Annotated in this window: 16 protein-coding genes; 3 read left to right on the top strand and 13 right to left on the bottom strand. The window is 59.6% G+C overall.

Going from position 1 to position 19,172, the window contains the following annotated elements:
- Positions 1-42: 42 nt before the first annotated feature.
- Both KW840_RS02380 and KW840_RS02375 read right to left on the bottom strand, forming a co-directional pair.
- Positions 43-1,224, bottom strand: a complete 1,182-nt coding sequence (locus KW840_RS02380) for a CaiB/BaiF CoA-transferase family protein (RefSeq protein WP_218494353.1) — start codon at positions 1,222-1,224, stop codon at positions 43-45.
- Between the two features lie 156 nt (positions 1,225-1,380).
- Positions 1,381-2,715, bottom strand: a complete 1,335-nt coding sequence (locus KW840_RS02375; protein WP_057713642.1) for a dicarboxylate/amino acid:cation symporter — start codon at positions 2,713-2,715, stop codon at positions 1,381-1,383.
- Positions 2,716-3,054: 339 nt separating this feature from the next.
- Between KW840_RS02375 and KW840_RS02370 the strand changes: the two genes are divergently transcribed.
- Complete coding sequence (locus tag KW840_RS02370; RefSeq protein ID WP_218494352.1) at positions 3,055-4,053, top strand: AraC family transcriptional regulator; 999 nt, start codon at positions 3,055-3,057, stop codon at positions 4,051-4,053.
- Between the two features lie 44 nt (positions 4,054-4,097).
- On the opposite strand, the gene KW840_RS02365 is transcribed toward KW840_RS02370, so the two are convergent.
- The 4 genes from KW840_RS02365 to KW840_RS02350 form a co-directional block, all read right to left on the bottom strand.
- Positions 4,098-4,853, bottom strand: coding sequence for a polysaccharide deacetylase family protein (locus tag KW840_RS02365; RefSeq protein WP_218494351.1), 756 nt, complete (start codon positions 4,851-4,853; stop codon positions 4,098-4,100).
- 196 nt (positions 4,854-5,049) lie between these two features.
- Positions 5,050-6,396: an ATP-binding protein gene (locus tag KW840_RS02360; RefSeq protein ID WP_090457300.1), complete on the bottom strand. Its 1,347-nt coding sequence runs from the start codon at positions 6,394-6,396 to the stop codon at positions 5,050-5,052.
- Positions 6,393-7,070: a response regulator transcription factor gene (locus KW840_RS02355; RefSeq protein ID WP_057713638.1), complete on the bottom strand. Its 678-nt coding sequence runs from the start codon at positions 7,068-7,070 to the stop codon at positions 6,393-6,395. The genes KW840_RS02360 and KW840_RS02355 overlap by 4 nt, the downstream gene beginning before the upstream one ends.
- Before the next feature lie 120 nt (positions 7,071-7,190).
- Positions 7,191-7,793: a hypothetical protein gene (locus tag KW840_RS02350; RefSeq protein ID WP_057713637.1), complete on the bottom strand. Its 603-nt coding sequence runs from the start codon at positions 7,791-7,793 to the stop codon at positions 7,191-7,193.
- Positions 7,794-8,026: 233 nt separating this feature from the next.
- On the opposite strand from KW840_RS02350, the gene KW840_RS02345 reads away from it, so the two are divergent.
- Positions 8,027-8,752 (top strand): 4'-phosphopantetheinyl transferase, encoded by a 726-nt coding sequence (locus tag KW840_RS02345; RefSeq protein WP_218494350.1) that lies wholly within the window; start codon positions 8,027-8,029, stop codon positions 8,750-8,752.
- 108 nt (positions 8,753-8,860) lie between these two features.
- On the opposite strand, the gene KW840_RS02340 is transcribed toward KW840_RS02345, so the two are convergent.
- Positions 8,861-10,471 (bottom strand): ATP-binding protein, encoded by a 1,611-nt coding sequence (locus KW840_RS02340; protein ID WP_057713636.1) that lies wholly within the window; start codon positions 10,469-10,471, stop codon positions 8,861-8,863.
- The gene (locus KW840_RS02335; protein WP_218494349.1) at positions 10,468-11,190 is read right to left on the bottom strand and encodes a winged helix-turn-helix domain-containing protein; all 723 of its coding nucleotides are present in this window, start codon (positions 11,188-11,190) and stop codon (positions 10,468-10,470) included. Before KW840_RS02335 ends, KW840_RS02340 begins: the two co-directional genes overlap by 4 nt.
- A 738-nt stretch (positions 11,191-11,928) precedes the next feature.
- Here KW840_RS02335 and KW840_RS02330 point away from each other — a divergent pair.
- Positions 11,929-14,823 carry a ribonucleoside-diphosphate reductase subunit alpha gene (locus tag KW840_RS02330; protein WP_218494348.1) on the top strand — a complete coding sequence of 965 codons (2,895 nt, stop codon included), beginning with the start codon at positions 11,929-11,931 and terminating at the stop codon, positions 14,821-14,823.
- 181 nt (positions 14,824-15,004) lie between these two features.
- Here KW840_RS02330 and flgE read toward each other — a convergent pair whose 3' ends face one another.
- From flgE to cheR, 5 genes are all read right to left on the bottom strand, one after another.
- The gene (flgE, locus tag KW840_RS02325) at positions 15,005-16,336 is read right to left on the bottom strand and encodes a flagellar hook protein FlgE (protein ID WP_057713634.1); all 1,332 of its coding nucleotides are present in this window, start codon (positions 16,334-16,336) and stop codon (positions 15,005-15,007) included.
- A gap of 31 nt (positions 16,337-16,367) precedes the next feature.
- The gene (gene flgD, locus KW840_RS02320; protein WP_057713633.1) at positions 16,368-17,090 is read right to left on the bottom strand and encodes a flagellar hook assembly protein FlgD; all 723 of its coding nucleotides are present in this window, start codon (positions 17,088-17,090) and stop codon (positions 16,368-16,370) included.
- Positions 17,091-17,105: 15 nt separating this feature from the next.
- Positions 17,106-17,549 (bottom strand): flagellar basal body rod protein FlgC, encoded by a 444-nt coding sequence (flgC, locus tag KW840_RS02315; RefSeq protein WP_057713632.1) that lies wholly within the window; start codon positions 17,547-17,549, stop codon positions 17,106-17,108.
- A 3-nt stretch (positions 17,550-17,552) separates the two neighbouring features.
- Positions 17,553-17,960 carry a flagellar basal body rod protein FlgB gene (gene flgB / locus KW840_RS02310; RefSeq protein WP_008051530.1) on the bottom strand — a complete coding sequence of 136 codons (408 nt, stop codon included), beginning with the start codon at positions 17,958-17,960 and terminating at the stop codon, positions 17,553-17,555.
- A gap of 362 nt (positions 17,961-18,322) precedes the next feature.
- The gene (cheR, locus tag KW840_RS02305; protein ID WP_007980127.1) at positions 18,323-19,150 is read right to left on the bottom strand and encodes a protein-glutamate O-methyltransferase CheR; all 828 of its coding nucleotides are present in this window, start codon (positions 19,148-19,150) and stop codon (positions 18,323-18,325) included.
- Between the last annotated feature and the right edge of the window lie 22 nt (positions 19,151-19,172).

Below are 19,172 nucleotides of genomic sequence, written 5' to 3'. Positions count from 1 at the left end.
AGTGTGGGAGCGAGCTTGCTCGCGATGGCGGCCTGACAGGCACTAAAGAATCACCTTGGCCCGCCGCAACTGCTCGATCCGCTCAGCACTGAACCCCAACTCTCCCAACACCTGATCCGTATGCTGCCCCAGCGCCGCGCCAATATGCCGGGGCTCCGGCAAACCTTGCGAAAACTTCAACGGGCACGCCATCTGCGCCTGGGTCGAGCCATCGCCACGAGGTACGTCGGCCACCAACTCCCGCGCCTGCAACTGCGGATGACCGAGCGCTTCTCCCAGGCTCAACACTGGCTCGACACACGCATCCAGCTCTGCGAACAGCGCGCGCAACTCGGCAAAGTCATGCTTTTCGAATTCGAGCTTCAGCGCGTCTTTAAGCTGTTTCTGATGCGCCGGTTGCGGTGACAGGCCGAGGCCGGCCAATTCCTCCAGACCCAATGCCGTGCACAACTGTTTCATGAAGACCGGCTCCAGGCTGCCCACCGACAGCCAACGCCCATCCCGGGAGCGGTAGTAATCGTAGAAACTGCCGCCATTGAGCACCTGGTTTTCCGGTCCCGGCTCGACGCCGCAGGCCAGATACCCGGCACCGGCCATCGCATTGAGGCTGAACGCGCAGTCGGTCATGCTGACATCCAGGTGCTGGCCCTGCCCGGTTTGCTGTCGGGCGATGACTGCCGCCAGCAAGCCAATCACCCCGTGCAGCGAACCACCGGCGACATCCGCCACCTGCATGCCCAACGGCAACGGCCCAGTGTCGGCACGGCCGGTGTAACTCGCCAGCCCGGACAGGGCCAGGTAGTTGATGTCATGACCGGCGCGGTCCTTGTAGGGGCCCGTCTGGCCATAGCCGGTGATCGACACATAAATCAGTCTCGGATTGATCGCCTTCAGGGCTTCGTAACCCAGGCCCAGACGCTCCATGACACCGGGACGGAACTGCTCGAGCACAATGTCGTAGTCCTGCAGCAACGACCTGATCACCTCCAGCGCCTCAGGCTGCTTGAGATCCAGGGTCAGGCTGCGCTTGTTGCGATTGAGATAGGCATGACTGGCTGACACACCTTGATCGTGGGGCGGCAACACCCGCAGCAAATCCATGCGGGTCGGCGATTCGATGCGCAGCACTTCGGCGCCCATGTCCGCCAGCAGCAACGAGGCGAACGGCCCCGGCAGCAATGTCGAGAAATCCAGAACCTTGAGTGATGCCAGTGGACCGAGCATAAGTGTTCTCCAGTGCGATCCTCCAAGCCTAGGCAGCCGAGAACATCGCAGCAATCACCTGATGCGTCACTGGCGGTGACCGTTGCGCTCAAATCGCAGGTATGAAAAACCCGCCGAAGCGGGTTTTTCATTGCAGGCCGAGTTTCTGTTGAGCGTTTACTTGACGCTGGCCGGGGCTGGGCCTTCGGCCACGCCCAGGTCGTCTACTTCACGCTCGTCGGAGATACCGCGACCGCCGGAAGCCAGTTCGACTTGCAGCGTGTCTTCGTCCAGCTCTTTCACCCACTTGGCCACGACCAGGGTCGCAACAGCGTTACCCACCAGGTTGGTCAGGGCACGGGCTTCGGACATGAAGCGGTCTATACCGAGGATCAGCGCCAGGCCGGCAACCGGCAGGTGGCCCACGGCGGACAGGGTGGCAGCCAACACGATGAAGCCACTACCGGTCACACCGGCGGCGCCCTTGGAGGACAACAGCAGCACCAGCAGCAAGGTGATCTGGGCAGTGAGGTCCATTGGGGTGTCAGTCGCCTGAGCGATGAACACAGCGGCCATGGTCAGGTAGATCGACGTACCGTCGAGGTTGAACGAGTAACCAGTCGGGATCACCAGACCCACAACGGATTTCTGTGCACCCAGGCGTTCCAATTTGATCAGCATGCGTGGCAGAGCGGATTCCGAAGAGGAAGTGCCCAGCACGATCAGCAGTTCTTCACGGATGTAGCGAATCAATTTGATGACGCTGAAACCGTGCGCGCGGCAGATGGCACCCAGTACCAGGAGCACGAACAGGATGCAGGTGATGTAGAAGCAGATCATCAACTGGCCCAGTTGCACCAGCGAACCGACGCCGTAGGCACCGATGGTGAAAGCCATCGCACCGAACGCACCGACTGGAGCGAGCTTCATGATCATGTTGATGATGTTGAACATCACGTGAGCAAAGCGATCGATGAAGTCCAGCACCGGCTTGCCGTAGGCACCCAGGCGATGCAGGGCGAAACCGAAGATCACCGAGAACATCAGCACTTGCAGGATGTCGCCGTTGGCGAACGCGCCGACGATGGTGTTCGGGATCACGTTGAGGACAAAGGCAATGATGCTTTGGTCTTTACCAGCCGAGATGAAGCCAGCGATTTTGCTGGTATCCAGGGTCGATACGTCGATGTGCATGCCGGCACCCGGTTGCACGACGTTGACCACGACCAGGCCGATCAGCAAGGCAAGGGTGGACACGATTTCGAAGTACAGCAGCGCATAGCCGCCGGTCTTGCCGACCGATTTCATGTTCTGCATGCCGGCGATACCACTGACGACGGTACAGAAGATGATCGGCGCGATGACCATTTTGATCAGTTTGATGAACCCGTCACCCAGCGGTTTGAGGGCTACACCGGTCTGCGGGTAGAAGTGACCGAGCAAAATGCCGATAGCGATGGCAACGATCACCTGGAAGTACAGGGATTTATACAGTGGCTGACGAGTCGTCATTGCAAAGTTCCTCAAAGGTGCCCGGTGACAACATCCAGCTGTTGCCCGCAACACCGCGATTGCGAACCCTCCTGCACTGGAGGGATTTGTTTTTTCGAGCTGCGCAACGGCAGGCATCTGCTCGTTGTATCGCAAGGCCCGTGCCACCTTCCGTAAAACCCCCTGCAAGCCTTTTTATATCTGGGGTTGCAGCGAATTCCCTGTCACCGAACGGCTACAAGCATGTGGCGGATTTCCGCCCCTGCACTGAAAGTCGTCCTGCAATTTGGCGGATATCCGCCCTGTTCACGCCCGCGGCGCGCAGCTAACATCCGTCGATCAACGGTCAGATCTGCTGCCATGCGCGAACGTACCATCGCCAGTCACTTCGCCCGCGCCGCCCTGTGTGGTGCGCGTCGGCACGGCTACGACTATTCGGGCTTGCTACAGCAACTGGGAATCAGCCCCGAGTTGCTGGACGAACCCCGGGCACGCATCGCTCCGGAGCAATTCACCCAACTGATCCAGGCGTTATGGCTGGCACTGGACGACGAGTACCTCGGGTTCGGGCAAGCCCCAAGCAGGCCGGGCAGCTTCGCAATGATGTGCCATGCCGTGATTCACTGCCGCAGCCTGGATAAGGCACTCCATCGCGGCTTGTTGTTTTACAGCCTGTTCCCCGGGGCGCCCCGTTTGACCCTGAGCCGCGAAGATGAATGGGTGCGCCTGAGCCTGGACGACTCGCAGCTCTGGGACCCGGATCATTTCCTCAGTGAAAGCCTGCTGGTGATCTGGCACCGTTTCGGCAGCTGGCTGATCGGCCAGCGCATTCGCCTGGAACAGGCCACGTTCAGCTACCCCCGGCCGGAACACGGCGCCGAGTACGACCTGCTGTTTTCCTGTCCGCTTGAGTTTTCCAGGCCCCAGAGCAGCCTGTTGTTTCACAGCCGCTACCTGGCCATGCCGTTGTTGCAGGATGAACGCACCCTCAAGCATTTCCTCGAACGCTCCCCCGCCGACCTGCTCTCGCGCCCGGACGATGGCGACAGCTTGAGCAGCCGCCTGCGGCGCTTGCTCAGTCGCGACAGTTCACACTGGCCCGACCTGGAAGCCGTGGCCGCCCACCTGCACATCAGCCCGCAGACCTTGCGCCGGCATTTGCGGGAAGAGGGTTCGAGCTTTCAGGAATTGAAGGACCAATTGCGCCGGGACATCGCGATTTATCACCTGAGCCGCGCCGACCTGTCGTTGCAACAGATCGCCGAGCAGTTGGGGTTTTCCGAGCCGTCGGCGTTTCACCGGGCGTTCAAGAAATGGACGGGGCTGACGCCGGGGGCTTATCGGGCGCAGGAGAACTGAATTTTCAGCACCCGCGTTACACCCCGTCCAGATTTGGCGAACGCTTACCCTGGAGGCGGGATGATCAGTGACAGGCCAGGGTAAATTTTGTCTGGATGATCCAGCACCGACCTGTTCGCATTAAAGATCAGTAGGTATTTGGCAGCATCGCCATAAAACTCTCTGGCAATTGTGGACAATGTATCGCCCCTTACCACCACATACATATTCAACTGACTGACCGGCGCAATCGCCAGTGTGGCCGGTGACTCGAAGTCCACATCGCCCAGCAGGTTTACTTGTCCGATGAACCGGCCAAGATTATTGGCCGTGGTCGCATGTATGTCATGCATCAGCACAATGGAATTCTTTCTTTTCCTTACTTGCTCAACACCATGGGATACCCAGCCCCCCGGTTGGTAGTTGCTGCTCCAGTCCAGGGTATCCACGTTCCAGAGAACCTGCCGGTACCCCAACTCGGCGACAGTGCGATCGACCATCGCGTCGTGAGCGCCATAAGGCGGCCTCATGATCAGGTCCGGCTGCTGGTAGGGAGTCAGCGCCTGCTCCGTCATTTTGACTTGATCGATGATGGTGTCTTTGTCCTGGCCGACCAGTCTTAGATGATCGTAAGTGTGATTGCCGATCCGGTGCCCTTCGCCCAGGATGCGCTTGATACGCTCGCCATGCCTGGCAACCAGATTGCCAACAATAAAAAACGTTGCCTTGATATCAAACAGCTCCAGTGTTTCCAGCACGGTTTCGGTCTGGGCTTGCCGAGGACCGTCGTCAAACGTCAGCCAAACTTTCTTCCTTTCCATCCTTATCTCCTTTGGTGGCTTGTAACGCTTCAGCCCCTATCCACTCATGCAAGCAACACAGACTCTGCGTGTTCATGTCGTCAATAAGGCGAGGCTTATTACTTGCCACCAAACGGCTGAACGCCAACAAAACATTGTTGCCGGTCGTTTAACGCTTGATACCTGTAGCCCGAAAAGCCTGCTATCAAATACCCGTTCACACCGCTGGAAAATAAATCCGGAACGCCGCTCCGCCCATCGGTGAATCCCCCAGGGTCAGCTGGGCGTGGTAGCTCTCGATGATGTCCTTGACCACCGCCAGGCCGATACCCTGCCCCGGGTGCTGGCGGTCCAGGCGTTCTCCGCGCTCGAGAATCCGTGCGCGCTGATCCTGTGGTACGCCAGGGCCGTCGTCCTCGACACACAACTGCGTGCCGCTGAGGGTTTCACGCACACTGATGCGTATTTCGCCCAGGCACAGGCGATAGGCGTTTTCCAGCAGATTGCCCATCATTTCCAGCAGGGCACCCTGCTCGATCGGTACGTAACATGGGTCGGGCAAATCGAACGCGACGTGTACGCGCTTGTCGCGGTAAACCTTGTCCAGCGTGTCACACAAGCTTTTCAGTACCGGCCGCAAATGCACCTGATGACGTACCAGGCCGCTTTTGCGCAGGCTGGCGCGCTGCAACTGGTAGCTGATCTGCTGGCTCATGCGTTCGATCTGGGTTTGCAGCACCCAGGCCTGATCGCGATCCTCGGGACGCTGGGCCATGTCTTCACTGACGCCTTGCAGCACCGCCAAGGGCGTTTTCAGGCTATGAGCCAGGTCGTCGAGGGAATCACGATAGCGACTGCGCTGCTCACGCTCACTATGCAGCAAACGGTTGAGGGAACCGGTCAGGCGCAGCAACTCCCGGGGATGTTCCTCACTGAGGCTTTCGCGGGTGCCACCTTCGATCTGGTCCAGTTCCTGGCTCAAGCGCCGCAATGCCTGCAAGCCCCAGGTCAGGCCGATCCACAGCAACGCCAGCAGCACCAGCAGTGCCGCTCCAAAACCCAGATAGAGATTTTCCCGCAGACCTTCGAGGGTCAGTTCGTACTCGCGAACCGGCTGCAACGCCACGATGCTGAAGGCTGCACTTTTGCCGCCGAGCAACTTGACCTCGACGTCGTAGACGAAGAACTCCTGGCCATTGGCTTCGCGGATCCGCGCAAACTCGCTGCCACGTCCGTCGTAGCGCGGCTTGTAGTTGATGCGTTCTTCCTGGGTCGCCTTCGAACGCCAGACCAGTTGCCCTTCACGGTCATAGATATAGCCGAGCAATCGGCTGTCGGTGAGATTGAAGCGCTCGTCGGGCAATTGCGCTGGCATCTGCAGGCTGTTGTTCTCCACCCGGGCGGCCGAGATCAGCGTGGTAACGTCGGATGCCAGACGCTGCTCGATGGAGTCCTGCAGCGCCAGGCTGAAGGCACCCTGCATCGCAGGCAGCAACGCCAGCATGAACAACACCGCCAACAGCGTGGCGGCGAGCATCAAGCGTATGCGCAGCGAACGGATCAAGTGCAACGCTCGTTGAACAGGTAGCCCAGGCCGCGCACGGTGTCGATCGGTTTGAACCCGCCCGGCCCCTCCAGTTTGCGGCGCAGACGACCGACCAGCACCTCGATCACATTCGGATCACGCTCGTCGTCATCCGGGTAGAGCTGTTCCATCAAGCGATCCTTGGGCACCACTTGCTGATGGTGACGCATCAGGTATTCGAGAATGCGGTACTCATACGCAGTCAGTGCCAACGGCTGATCGTCGAGGGACGCCTGCTTGCGGTTCAGATCCAGCAGTAACGGGCCAGCGACGATGGTCGACTGGGTGAAACCGCTGGAGCGTCGCAGCAAGGCATTCAGGCGGGCCTCCAGTTCTTCGAACTGAAACGGCTTGACCAGATAATCATCGGCGCCGGCGGCCAGGCCTTCGACCTTGTCCTGCCAGTTACCGCGCGCGGTGAGGATCAGGATCGGGAAGGTTTTGCCACTTGAGCGCAACTGCCGGATCAGGTCGAGCCCGCTAATGCCCGGCAGACCGAGGTCGATCACCGCCAGATCAAAGTTGAACTGGGCTGTCTGGTACAGCGCCTCCTCGGCGTTGGCCACGGACTCGACCACGTGGCCGCTCTCCGTCAGGCGGGTTTGCAGGTGATGACGCAGCAGCGCTTCATCTTCGACGACCAGCAATTTCATATTGCTCTCCCGGGCAAATCAACATCTCCATAGGCGCAACGTCGCACCTCAAGAGCTAACATGGCAACGCCGGATCAGTCACTCGGGCTGATCCGGCGCAGGCCGTTCACGAAACGCTTGTCAGAAAGCGTAGTTGGCGGACAGGTAAGTCTGGGCGCTGCTGGTCAGGTCCAGCGAACCCTGCTTGCTGCCGCCGCGCTCACTCATCTCGGTGCTGGCGTTGCTGCGCAGGTAACGGTAACCCAGTTCAACCGAGGTGTTTTGCGAAACCTGTTGCAGCACACCCACCTGGCCACCGATGGCGTAGCCGATATCACTGTCGCGGCTGAAGCCTGGCGACTCCTGAGTCATTTTGGTCAGGCCGGCCGTGGCGCCACCGAACAGCCTGGTGCTAGCGCCCACCGGGTAGAACAGATCGTAGCTGCCCAGGAGATTTTCCTGACGCAGTTTAATGCCGTTGTGCGAGCCCGACACATTGTCGTAAGTGGCGTAGTAGCGGCCCTTGGTGTTTTGCTGGCCCAGACGAACACCCCAGGTGGTGTCCTTGCCGATTACGCCATCGGCGTTCGGGTGATTGAGGTTGTCGTTCAGGGCGTGGGATTTTTTAACCTTGTCGCTGGTCTGTCCAAGAGTAAGGCTGGCGAAGTTGTCGTCGGACGCGAAAGCTGCGGTGCTTGCGCTCAGAACCGTGAATGCCAGAAGCAGTTTTTTGAATCCAGTCATTGGGGAGTTTCCTCATGTGCCGATTGTTTTTTGGGTACGAGGCAAGGTTACGCACCGCGCCCTGAACTCCCCCTGAACGCACCCTGAACCTGGGCTGAACCGACCCGCCCCGAATATTTCGACACGTTTCAGCAGCAGATCCGACCATGCAATGGAAAAGGCGGGCACCGACTACCAACTCGTCAGAAGCTTTGCACTACCCAGCCTCAGGCCAACCCGGCAAAATGCCAGATATGAACTCAACCCCCGCCCTGCCCGTCTGCTGCACGCCCCTCGATGACCATTGGCCGCTGCCGTTTGCGCTGCCCAATACGGTCCTGCTGAGTACTCATTTCGATAGCGCCCGACTGGACAGCGATGACTTCCAGCGCAGCGCTGTCGAAGCGCCGGCGAGCATCCAGCGCTCGGTGGCCAAACGGCAGGCGGAATTTCTCGCCGGGCGAGTGTGTGCCCGGGCCGCGTTACAGCGACTGGAAGGCTTGAGTTTCATTCCGGCCATCGGTGAAGACCGGGCACCGGTCTGGCCTGCTCATATCACTGGTTCGATCACCCACAGCACTGGCCGGGCCGCAGCGATCGTGGCGAACAAAAGCCATTGGCGCGGCCTGGGCATGGACCTGGAAAACCTGCTCAATGCCGAACGGGCCGAACGCCTGGCCGGGGAAATCCTCAATCCGCCGGAACTACAGCGCATGGCGGCCGGTGATCACGATCAACGGGCGCTGCTGGTCACCCTGACATTCTCGGTCAAGGAAAGCCTGTTCAAGGCGCTCTATCCGATCGTTCAGCAACGCTTTTATTTCGAACACGCCGAAGTGCTGGAGTGGCGTGAGTCGGGTGAGGTGCGGTTGCGACTGCTCACTGATCTGTCCAGCGAATGGCGCAATGGCACCGAGCTGGATGCGCAGTTCGGGGTCAAGGACGGGCAGTTGCTGAGTCTGGTCAGCATCAAGGCCTGAAGTCTTTGGTGCCTGTCAGGCCGCCATCGCGAGCAAGCTCGCTCCCACAGGGGATCCAGTGTGGGAGCGAGCTTGCTCGCGATGGGGCCGCAACAGACAACACAAGGCTCAACGCTTCTCCTGATTGCGCGGCCAGCTCAGACTGAAGCACGCCCCGCCCAGGCTCTTGCTCTTGCCGATCAACGCGCGCCCGCCATGCCAATGGATGATGCGCCGCACAATGGACAGGCCTAACCCATGGCCTCCAGACGCTCGGGTACGGCTGTCGTCGAGACGCAGGAACGGCGTAAAGATCTTCTCCCACGCCGACTCCGGCACACCCGGCCCGTCATCCTCGATATCCACTCGGCATCGCTGCTGCCCCACTTGATAGCTGATGGTTACCCGTGATTGCGCGTGGCGCATGGCATTAGTTACCAGATTCTGGATCGCCCGATGCAGATAGCGCGGTTCAGCCTCGACCCAGGCGTCGTCGTTATCGGCAGCCGATAGACACAAGCCCCGTTGCACCGTGACGTCGGCGCGCAACGGCGCCAGTTCTTCGATCACCTGATCGACCAAGGCATCCAGATCGATCCGCTGAAAGTTCAGTGCCGGCGAGCCCTGCTCCAACCGCGCGTAAGTCAGCATCTCGTCCACCAGCCGGTCGAGGTCCTCGATGTCGTGGTCCATGCCCTGGCAGTATTTTTCCAGGGCTTGCGGTGTGGTGGCCGAGCCGATCATCTCCAGGCCAAAGCGCAGGCGTGCCACCGGCGTGCGCAATTCGTGGGACACCGCACGCACCAGTTCGCGTTGGATCGCCAGCAACTGCTGCAAGTGTTCGGCCATGCCGTTGAACGCCGAGGCCAGCCGTCCCACCGAGTCCGCGCCGCGCGCCGGCACACGGGTTTCCAGGCTGCCTTTGGCAATGCGCGTGGCGGCGGCTTCCAGTCCACGCAAGCGTCGCTCCAGCTGACGCACCAACAGATAGACGATCAAACCGATCAGCGTCAGGCCCAGCGCGGCGATCAACACCAACCACTCCGGCGGATAAGGATTCATCTGATACAAAGGGCCGATTTCCAGGACCCACGGCGTGCCCACCATACCGGCAAATACCCGGATCGAATCCCCCCCCTTGCCCAGCGCCATCACCGTATCGCCCTCGGATACCCGACGGCTCTGGTCTTCATCCATGTCCGCCTCGTCAACCGTGACCAGGCGCAGATCGAAGCCGAAACCCTTGCTTTCCTTCAATTGCGCCAGGCGCAAGGGTTGGTCGGCGACCGGGGTGCGCACCAGTTCATCGGTCAACAGGTAGATGGTCGCCCGGGCCAGTTGCTCGCTGATCTGCTGCACTTCCCCGGTGAGCATCAACTGTTCCTTGTCGCTGACCAGCTTGTAGACCTTCGCTGCGTGCGGCCCGGTCTGTTCCACCAGTGCCTGACCGCGCAACACACGGGTGCGCTGGGTCAGGTCGAGGTCGGTCTCGGCAAAAGTTTTCAGCGCCAGTGGAATCCCCAGCAGCCGCTCCCACACCAACAAGGCCCGATGTCGTTCGGTCTGGTTCATCGGTTGCAGGTTGTCGGCCATCAGCGAGAACGTGCCGTGGGCCAGGCGCTCGCGGTATTGCTCGCTGCGCACCTCATTCAGCAGGTGCAACGCCAGCACACCGAGCACCGCCACCAGAATCAGCGCGGCGCACATGCCGCCATAGATACGCAGGAAGATCGAGTTCACAGGGACGGATCCACGCAAGCCTCGGGAACGAACAGATAGCCTTTGCTGCGCACGGTCTTGATCAGCCGTGGATGCTCCGGGTCATCGCCGATCTTCGGGCGGATGCGCGAGATGCGCACATCGATGGAGCGGTCCTGACCATCATAGCCAATGCCCCGCAGCGCGGTGAAGATCTCTTCCCGGGAGAGGATACGCCCGGCATTGGCCACCAGTAGCCAGAGCAGGTCGAATTCGGCGCTGGTCAGCTCGATGCCGTTGCCCTGCAGCCAGGCTTCGCGCAAGGCGTTATCGACGATCAGCGGGCCGAACTGTAGACGCCGCTGTTTTTCCGGGGCGACTTCGGGCGTTTCGCTACGGCGCAGCAGCGCCTGGATGCGCGCCAGCAGCAGACGCGGGCGTACCGGTTTGCAGACGTAGTCGTCAGCCCCCAGGTCCAGGCCGAGAATCTGGTCAGTGTCATCGGTGCGGGCAGTGAGCATCAGGATCGGGCCGTCATATCGGGCGCGGGCCTTGCGGCAAATGCTCAGGCCATCTTCACCGGGGAGCATCAGGTCGAGGATCACCAGGTCCGGTTGTTCCTTGATAATACGATTCGCAGCGAGCGCACCATTGCCTTCGATCGATACACGCAGGCCATTGGCTTCCAGGTAATCGCGGGTCAGTTCGGCCAGTCGCTGGTCGTCCTCCACAATCAATACCTGCCAGGCTTCTTGCTCCACGGGTGACCTCTGCTTGCCAAAAACACTAATAAGGAAGGATCCGCCCCTCTTTTTGTAATGATTCGGGGGGATAAATATGTATACACACTGGGCCGATTGTATAAACGCCGCCCGTCGAGAACACAAGCGGGTAAATGCGTTCGGACAACAGGGTTTTTTGTGATAGGGTTCGCGCCCTTAAAAATCCGCCCGAGCGTTTTCGATGGTTGAAAATCGCTGAAAAAAGGTCCGGTCCAGCAGCGTCGCGGCCTACACGCCGGTTACCTCTTTCACACACAATTTACGCACAGGTTTATCCACAGGCAGTACGTTGCAATCGCCCCCCAAAACGCATTATCTTGTACCCCGGCGCTAAAAAACCCCTAGATGTAGGGTTTTGCGCGAAAAACCAAACACAAACCAGACACCAATTTCAAGCGCTTTTATTGCCTCTGTCCGGTTGAACCATACGTATTTTTGAAAGACCAAACCGCGCGTGCGGATGGCTACTGTATTTCGACCCCGAGTGGTCAAAACGGTACGGGTGTTGCAGTCCCAACTGTCACCCTCAAAGGACTCCGGTCTCAGGCCCAAGGCGTGAGACCAAAGACTTCGGCATGGAAGCGGCGCCCTATAGCCCCCTTCCTACTGTCCCGAAGTTGTTATGCCCGGCGCTCGCCGGTTGTAGTGCTTCAGGACGGAACGGTGGGCACCGTGATGGTGCCCAAACAAACATAGAGAATGTGGAGACACCCCCCCATGCAAACCGACACAACTCGCGAGAACCCGCAGGGCACCTTGCCGCAGGCCGCTGATTCGAATTCGGATCTGTCCGCCACCGCGCCAGGCCAACTGCGTGTGATCAAGCGTAACGGCACTGTCGTTCCCTACACCGATGACAAAATCACCGTCGCCATCACCAAAGCGTTTCTCGCAGTTGAAGGCGGCACCGCCGCTGCCTCGTCGCGAATCCACGACACCGTTGCCCGCCTGACCGAACAGGTCACCGCGACCTTCAAGCGTCGCATGCCATCGGGCGGCACCATCCACATCGAAGAAATCCAGGACCAGGTCGAACTGGCCCTGATGCGTGCCGGCGAGCAGAAAGTCGCCCGCGACTACGTAATCTACCGTGACGGTCGTTCGAAAGAACGCGCTGCCCACGCCCCGGCCGAGGAAGCGGTCAACGCTCACCCATCGATCCGCATCACCCGCGCCGACGGCAGCCTGGCGCCACTGGACATGGGTCGCCTGAACACCATCGTCACCGAAGCGTGCGAAGGTCTGGAAGAAGTCGACGGCGACCTGATCCAGCGCGAAACCCTGAAGAACCTGTACGACGGCGTGGCCCTGACCGACGTCAACACCGCCCTGGTAATGACTGCCCGCACCCTGGTTGAACGCGAGCCGAACTACTCGTTCGTGACCGCGCGCCTGCTGATGGACACCCTGCGTGCCGAAGGCCTGGGCTTCCTCGGTGTAGCCGAGAGCGCCACTCACCACGAGATGGTCGACCTGTACGCCAAGGCGCTGCCGGCCTACATCGCCAAAGGTATCGAATACGAGCTGCTGAACCCTGAGCTGGCCAATTTCGACCTGAAAAAACTCGGCAAGGCGATCAACCACGAGCGCGACCAGCAGTTCACCTACCTGGGCCTGCAAACCCTGTACGACCGTTACTTCATCCACAAGGACGGTATCCGTTTCGAACTGCCGCAGGTGTTCTTCATGCGCGTGGCCATGGGCCTGGCGATCGAAGAGAAAGACCGCGAAGCCCGTGCCATCGAGTTCTACAACCTGTTGTCGTCCTTCGACTACATGTCGTCGACCCCGACCCTGTTCAACGCCGGCACCCTGCGTCCACAGCTGTCGAGCTGCTACCTGACCACCGTGCCGGATGACCTGTCGGGCATCTACCACGCGATCCACGACAACGCCATGCTGTCCAAATTCGCCGGCGGCCTGGGCAACGACTGGACGCCAGTCCGTGCACTGGGTTCGTACATCAAGGGCACCAACGGCAAGTCCCAGGGCGTTGTACCGTTCCTCAAAGTAGTGAACGACACCGCCGTCGCCGTTAACCAGGGTGGCAAGCGCAAAGGCGCTGTCTGTGCCTACCTGGAAACCTGGCACATGGACATCGAAGAGTTCATCGAACTGCGCAAGAACACCGGTGATGATCGTCGTCGTACCCACGACATGAACACCGCCAACTGGATCCCTGACCTGTTCATGAAGCGTGTCTTCGATGACGGCAAGTGGACCCTGTTCTCGCCATCCGAAGTGCCGGATCTGCACGACCTGACCGGCAAGGCCTTCGAAGAGCGTTATGAGTACTACGAAGCCCTGACCGAGTACCCGGGCAAGGTCAAGCTGTTCAAGACCATCCAGGCCAAAGACCTGTGGCGCAAGATGCTGTCCATGCTGTTCGAAACCGGCCACCCATGGCTGACCTTCAAGGACCCGTGCAACCTGCGCAGCCCGCAGCAGCACGTGGGCGTGGTCCACAGCTCGAACCTGTGCACCGAGATCACCTTGAACACCAACAAGGACGAGATCGCCGTTTGCAACCTGGGCTCGATCAACCTGCCGAACCACATCGTCGACGGCAAGCTGGACACCGCCAAGCTGGAACGCACCGTGAACACTGCCGTGCGCATGCTAGATAACGTTATCGACATCAACTACTACTCGGTGCCGCAAGCGAAGAACTCCAACTTCAAGCACCGTCCGGTCGGCCTGGGCATCATGGGCTTCCAGGATGCGCTGTACCTGCAGCACATTCCTTACGGTTCCGACGCTGCCGTCGAGTTCGCCGACAAGTCGATGGAAGCGGTCAGCTACTACGCGATCCAGGCTTCCTGCGACCTGGCTGATGAGCGTGGCGCCTACGAGACCTTCCAGGGTTCGCTGTGGTCCAAAGGCATCCTGCCGCTGGATTCGCAACAAATCCTGATCGAAGCCCGTGGACAGAAGTACATCGATGTCGACCTGAAGGAATCCCTGGACTGGGCACCGGTTCGCGCCCGTGTGCAGAAAGGTATCCGTAACTCCAACATCATGGCCATCGCACCGACCGCAACCATCGCCAACATTACTGGCGTATCGCAGTCGATCGAGCCGACCTACCAGAACCTGTATGTGAAATCGAACCTGTCGGGCGAATTCACCGTGATCAACCCGTACCTGGTTCGCGACCTGAAGGCTCGCGGTCTGTGGGACTCGGTCATGATCAACGACCTGAAGTACTACGACGGTTCGGTGCAGCAGATCGAGCGCATCCCGCAAGAACTCAAAGAGCTCTACGCGACTGCCTTCGAAGTGGACACCAAGTGGATCGTTGACGCCGCCAGCCGTCGTCAGAAGTGGATCGACCAGGCTCAGTCGCTGAACCTGTACATCGCTGGCGCTTCGGGCAAGAAACTGGACGTGACCTACCGCATGGCCTGGTACCGTGGCCTGAAAACCACTTACTACCTCCGTGCCCTGGCTGCGACCAGCACCGAGAAGTCGACCATCAACACCGGCAAGCTGAACGCGGTTTCCAGCGGCGGCAACCACGGTGACGACTCGGTCCTGGCGGCGCCTGCAGGTCCCGCTCCAGTGCCAAAGGCTTGCGCCATCGACGAGCCGGATTGCGAAGCTTGCCAATAAGCTGAGCCAGCAAGCACCCAAAGGTGCTTGCTCGAAACCCCCGATCAGCCTCTGGCGGGTCGGGGGTTTTCTTTTGCCTGCCTGTAGGAGCCTCGACCGGCTGCTCCAACAGGCTTTCGGCGAGCACAAAAAAGCCCTTCTTGCGAAGGGCTCCTTGTGCAGCATGTTCAGCCAACCGGCATCAAGTCATCTGAATGATGGTCTGCATGATGGTGCTCTGGGTGGAAATGGTCTTGGCGTTCGCCTGGTAGTTGCTCTGCGCCTTGATCAGGTCGACCAGTTCGTTGGTCAGATTGACGTTGGACTCTTCCAGGGAGTTGGAAACGATCGAACCCAGGGTGCCGGTCTCCGGCGCATCGTAGCCCGGGATACCCGACGCGTAGGTTTCTTTCCAGCTGGTGCCGCCTACCGGCTGCAGGCCTTGCTCGTTGGTGAAGCTGGCCAGGGAAATCTGACCGATCGGCTTGGTCTGGTTGTTGCTGAAGTTGGCCAGCAGCACACCGCTGCCATCGATGGTCAGGTTGGTGATCTGGCCGGTGGCGTAACCGTTCTGCGCCGGAATCGAACGCGCGGTGTCGGCATTGAACTGGGTAGTGTTGGCCATGGCGATGGTCAACCCTGCTGGGTCGGCTGCGGCACCGTTGGCTGTCCAGACGCCATTGGTGACACTGCCCGGGGTCCAGTTGGTGATTTTCAGGTCACTGCTGATCACCGAAGTCGGTGGCGTGGTTGGTGGCGTCACTGGCGTGCTGACCGAAGTCAGTTTGCCGGTGGAATCGAACGACATGGTCGAAGCAACCGGCGCGGTAACAGTAGGATCACTGCCATCCGGATTGCGGCCATCGATCAGTGTGTAGGTGTCCCACGTGTTCGCTCCAGTCTTGACCATGTATTGATCCATGGTGTGCTGGTTACCCTGCGTATCGTAGATCGGTGTACTGAACGACTTGGTAAAGGTCTCGGTCTTGGACGGGTTGAACTTGTTCGCCGCAACCGTCTGGTCGATCACTGCCGACGTCGAGTTCAGGTTGATCGTCGACGACACGGTGCTGGTGGATTTCGGTGCCAGGTTGGACGTGTCGATCCGCAGGTCCGTCAGCACGCCATTGACGATCTTGCCGTTGGAGTCCACACCGTAACCTTGCAGGCGGGCAGTACCGTCGCTGTTGGTGACGTAGCCTTCCTTGTCGGTCTTGAACGTACCGGCACGGGTATAGGTCAGCGAGCCGTTGTTGCTCAGGACAAAGAAACCGTTGCCCTGGATACCCATATCGAGCACGTTGCCGGTGTTGCTCACGTCACCCTGGCCGAACTGCTGGGAAACGTTGGCCAGGCGCACGCCGTTGCCGACGGTCTTGCTGCCGGTGCCCAGGCGGGTTGCCGAGTACACGTCTTCGAATTCTGCACGGGACGATTTGAAACCGGTGGTCGCGACGTTGGCGATGTTGTTGCCGGTCACGTCCAGTTGTTTGTTGGCTGCATAGAGACCGCTAAGGCCGATATTAAAAGACATCATCCACTCCTTTATGCCGTATTAGTCGGCTCTACATACCAATGGTTTGTACTTTGGACAGAGCAACGCTGCCCAGCCCGGCCAGATTGAGCATCAACTCACCGCCGGTCTGGCTGATGGTCACGCTGTTGACGGTCGCGGGCAGGTTGGTGATCAACGCAACGGACTGACCATCGATCGTGGTCGTGGCGCCGAAGGTATAGGTGCCTGCAGGTACGGTCTCACCCGCATCGTTCTTGCCGTCCCAGATGAAGCTGGCGTTGCCGGCCTTCTGTGAACCGAGGTCGATGGTGCGCACTGTCTTGCCGGCTGCGTCGGTGATCTTCAGGGTGGCAGACGCCACCGAAGACGGAACGACCACCGTGCCGCTGAGGCTCTTGGTGGTATCGACCACGGCCTTGTCGCCTGGAGCGATGACCGAACGCCCCACCAACGACGACGCCTGCAAGGCCTGGGACGAGTTGTAGTTGCTGGCCAGGCCGGTCACCGTATCGTTGAGCGTGGTGATACCTTCCAGGCTGCTGAATTGCGCCAGCTGGGCCACGAATTCGCCGTTGTCCTGGGGTTCCAGCGGGTTCTGGTTTTTCAACTGAGTAACCAGCAATTTCAGGAATGCATCCTTGCCCAGGGCCTTGTTGCCCGTGGCGCTGCCGGTTGCCGACGCGAGGCCGTCAGTCGTGGTGCTGGTCTTGATCGAGGAGTTGGCCAGGATATCGTTGAGGCTCAAACCACTGGTGGAATCGGTAACACTCATCTGAGTCGCCCCTTATCACTGACCGAGGGTCAGGACCTTCTGCATCATGGTTTTGGCGGTGTTCATCATTTCGGCGTTGGTCTGGAACGAACGACTCGCGGAAATCATGTCGGCCATTTCCTCCACCACGTTGACGTTCGGGTAGTAGACGTAACCCTTGGCATCGGCCGCCGGATGGTTCGGCTCGTAGCGCGCGTCAAGATTGCTCTGGTCTTCGACTACACCCAGCACCTGAACACCCTGACCGGCGGCGTCCTGGCTCTGGAACAGCGAATCGCTGCCGCCGCTCTGCCCGCCCTGGAACATGGTGGCGAATACCGGGTGACGCGCACGGTAGGTCTGGTCGATGCTCGACGAGACCGTTTCGGCGTTGGCGATGTTCGAAGCGACGGTGTTCAAACGCGTGGTCTGCGCACTCATGCCGCTACCGGCAATGTTGAAAACACTGGATAGAGACATGGCTTACTCTCCGCGCAGGGCTGATACCAGCCCTTTGAATTTGCTGTTGAGCAGGGTGAAGCTGGCCTGGAAGCCGATCGCGTTTTCCGCGTAGTTCGACTGCTCCAGCTGGGCGTCCACGGTGTTCTGGTCAATCGACGGTTGCATCGGCGTGCGATACAGCAACGACTCGTCGCCATTGCCCAGGCCTTCAGCCTCGATATGACGGCTGTTGGTCATGTTCAAGGCGAAAGTGCCGCTTTTGGTTTTCTCGTTCTGCTCGGCGAGCACTTTCGAGAAGTCCAGGTCCCGAGCCTTGTAGTTCGGGGTATCGGCGTTGGCGATGTTGTTGGCCAGGACTTCGGCACGCTGGGCTCGGAAGCCCAGGGCTTGTTCGTGGATACCGAGCGCTTTATCGAAGCTGATGCTCATGTCGGGAAACCTTCGGGTGACCTGATTTTTCGTAGAATCAACTTAGCAAGCCCCATGCCAATTCAAAAACCCCCGGAAACCGGGGCCTTGCAGGCCATGGCAACATGGCAATGCCAGAAAAGCGGCAACGGTTTTCCGCCGGACGCCGCTTTTCTGCCGCCTCCTCACCCTTTTCAGAACACCGCCGCTCCTGTGGGAACGAGCTTGCTCGCGATTGCGGTGGTCAGGGAAAGTTGAACTCGACTGTCAGGACGCTATCGCGAGCAAGCTCGCTCCCACAGAGGTCAGCAGCGTTTGCAAGAAATCAGCACACAAAAAACGGGAGCCTATAAGGACTCCCGTTTTCGATGACGCCGGCAAATTCACTTCGCCTGGTAAATGATCCCCGGGCTGCACTGGACCATCTGGTAATGATCCGGCAAACCGTTCAACGCTTCGGAAGCACCGAGAAACAGGTAACCGCCTGGCTTCAATGTGCTGTGGATGCGCAGCAGGATGTCCTTCTTCACCTCGGCGGAGAAGTAGATCAACACATTGCGGCAAAACACGATGTCGAACTTGCCGAGGCTCGCGTAGCTGTCCAGCAGGTTGAAGGAACGGAATTCCACCCGGCTCTTGATCGGCGCCTTGATCGCCCAGCGCCCCGGCCCTTTCGGGTCGAAATAACGCTGCAGGCGCTCAGGCGACAGGCCGCGGCCGATGGCCAGGCTGTCGTACTCGCCGGTCTTGCAGTTGTTCAGCATGGTACCGGACAGGTCGGTGGCAACAATCTGTACGCCCATCCTCAACTGGCCCATGTTGACCCGCTCGAACTCGTCGATGGACATCGACAGCGAGTACGGTTCCTGGCCCGACGAGCATGCTGCCGACCAGATGCGCAGGCGCTGACCGGGACTGGCCTTGATCGCTTCGGGCAGTACCTTGTTCTTCAAGACTTCAAACGGGTAGGTGTCACGAAACCACAGGGTTTCGTTGGTGGTCATGGCATCCACCACCTGCTCGCGCAAACCGCTGCGCGGCTGGGTCTGCATGCGCTGAACCAGTTCCCCCAAAGACTTGATGCCTTGCTGTTCCATCAGTTTGTTGAGACGGCTGGAGACCAGGTACTGCTTGTTTTCACCGAGCAAAATGCCACAGGCTTTTTCCAGAAATACCCGGAACTGTTCGAAATCCAAATTACCCGTAGACAATGATGCCGCCTCTTAAATCGTG

This window comes from Pseudomonas sp. PDM30, assembly GCF_019218985.1.
In the GTDB taxonomy this organism is placed as follows: Bacteria; Pseudomonadota; Gammaproteobacteria; order Pseudomonadales; family Pseudomonadaceae; genus Aquipseudomonas; species Aquipseudomonas jessenii.
Note: the sequence above shows the minus strand (reverse complement) of the source record. Positions and strands in the feature narration are given on the sequence as shown.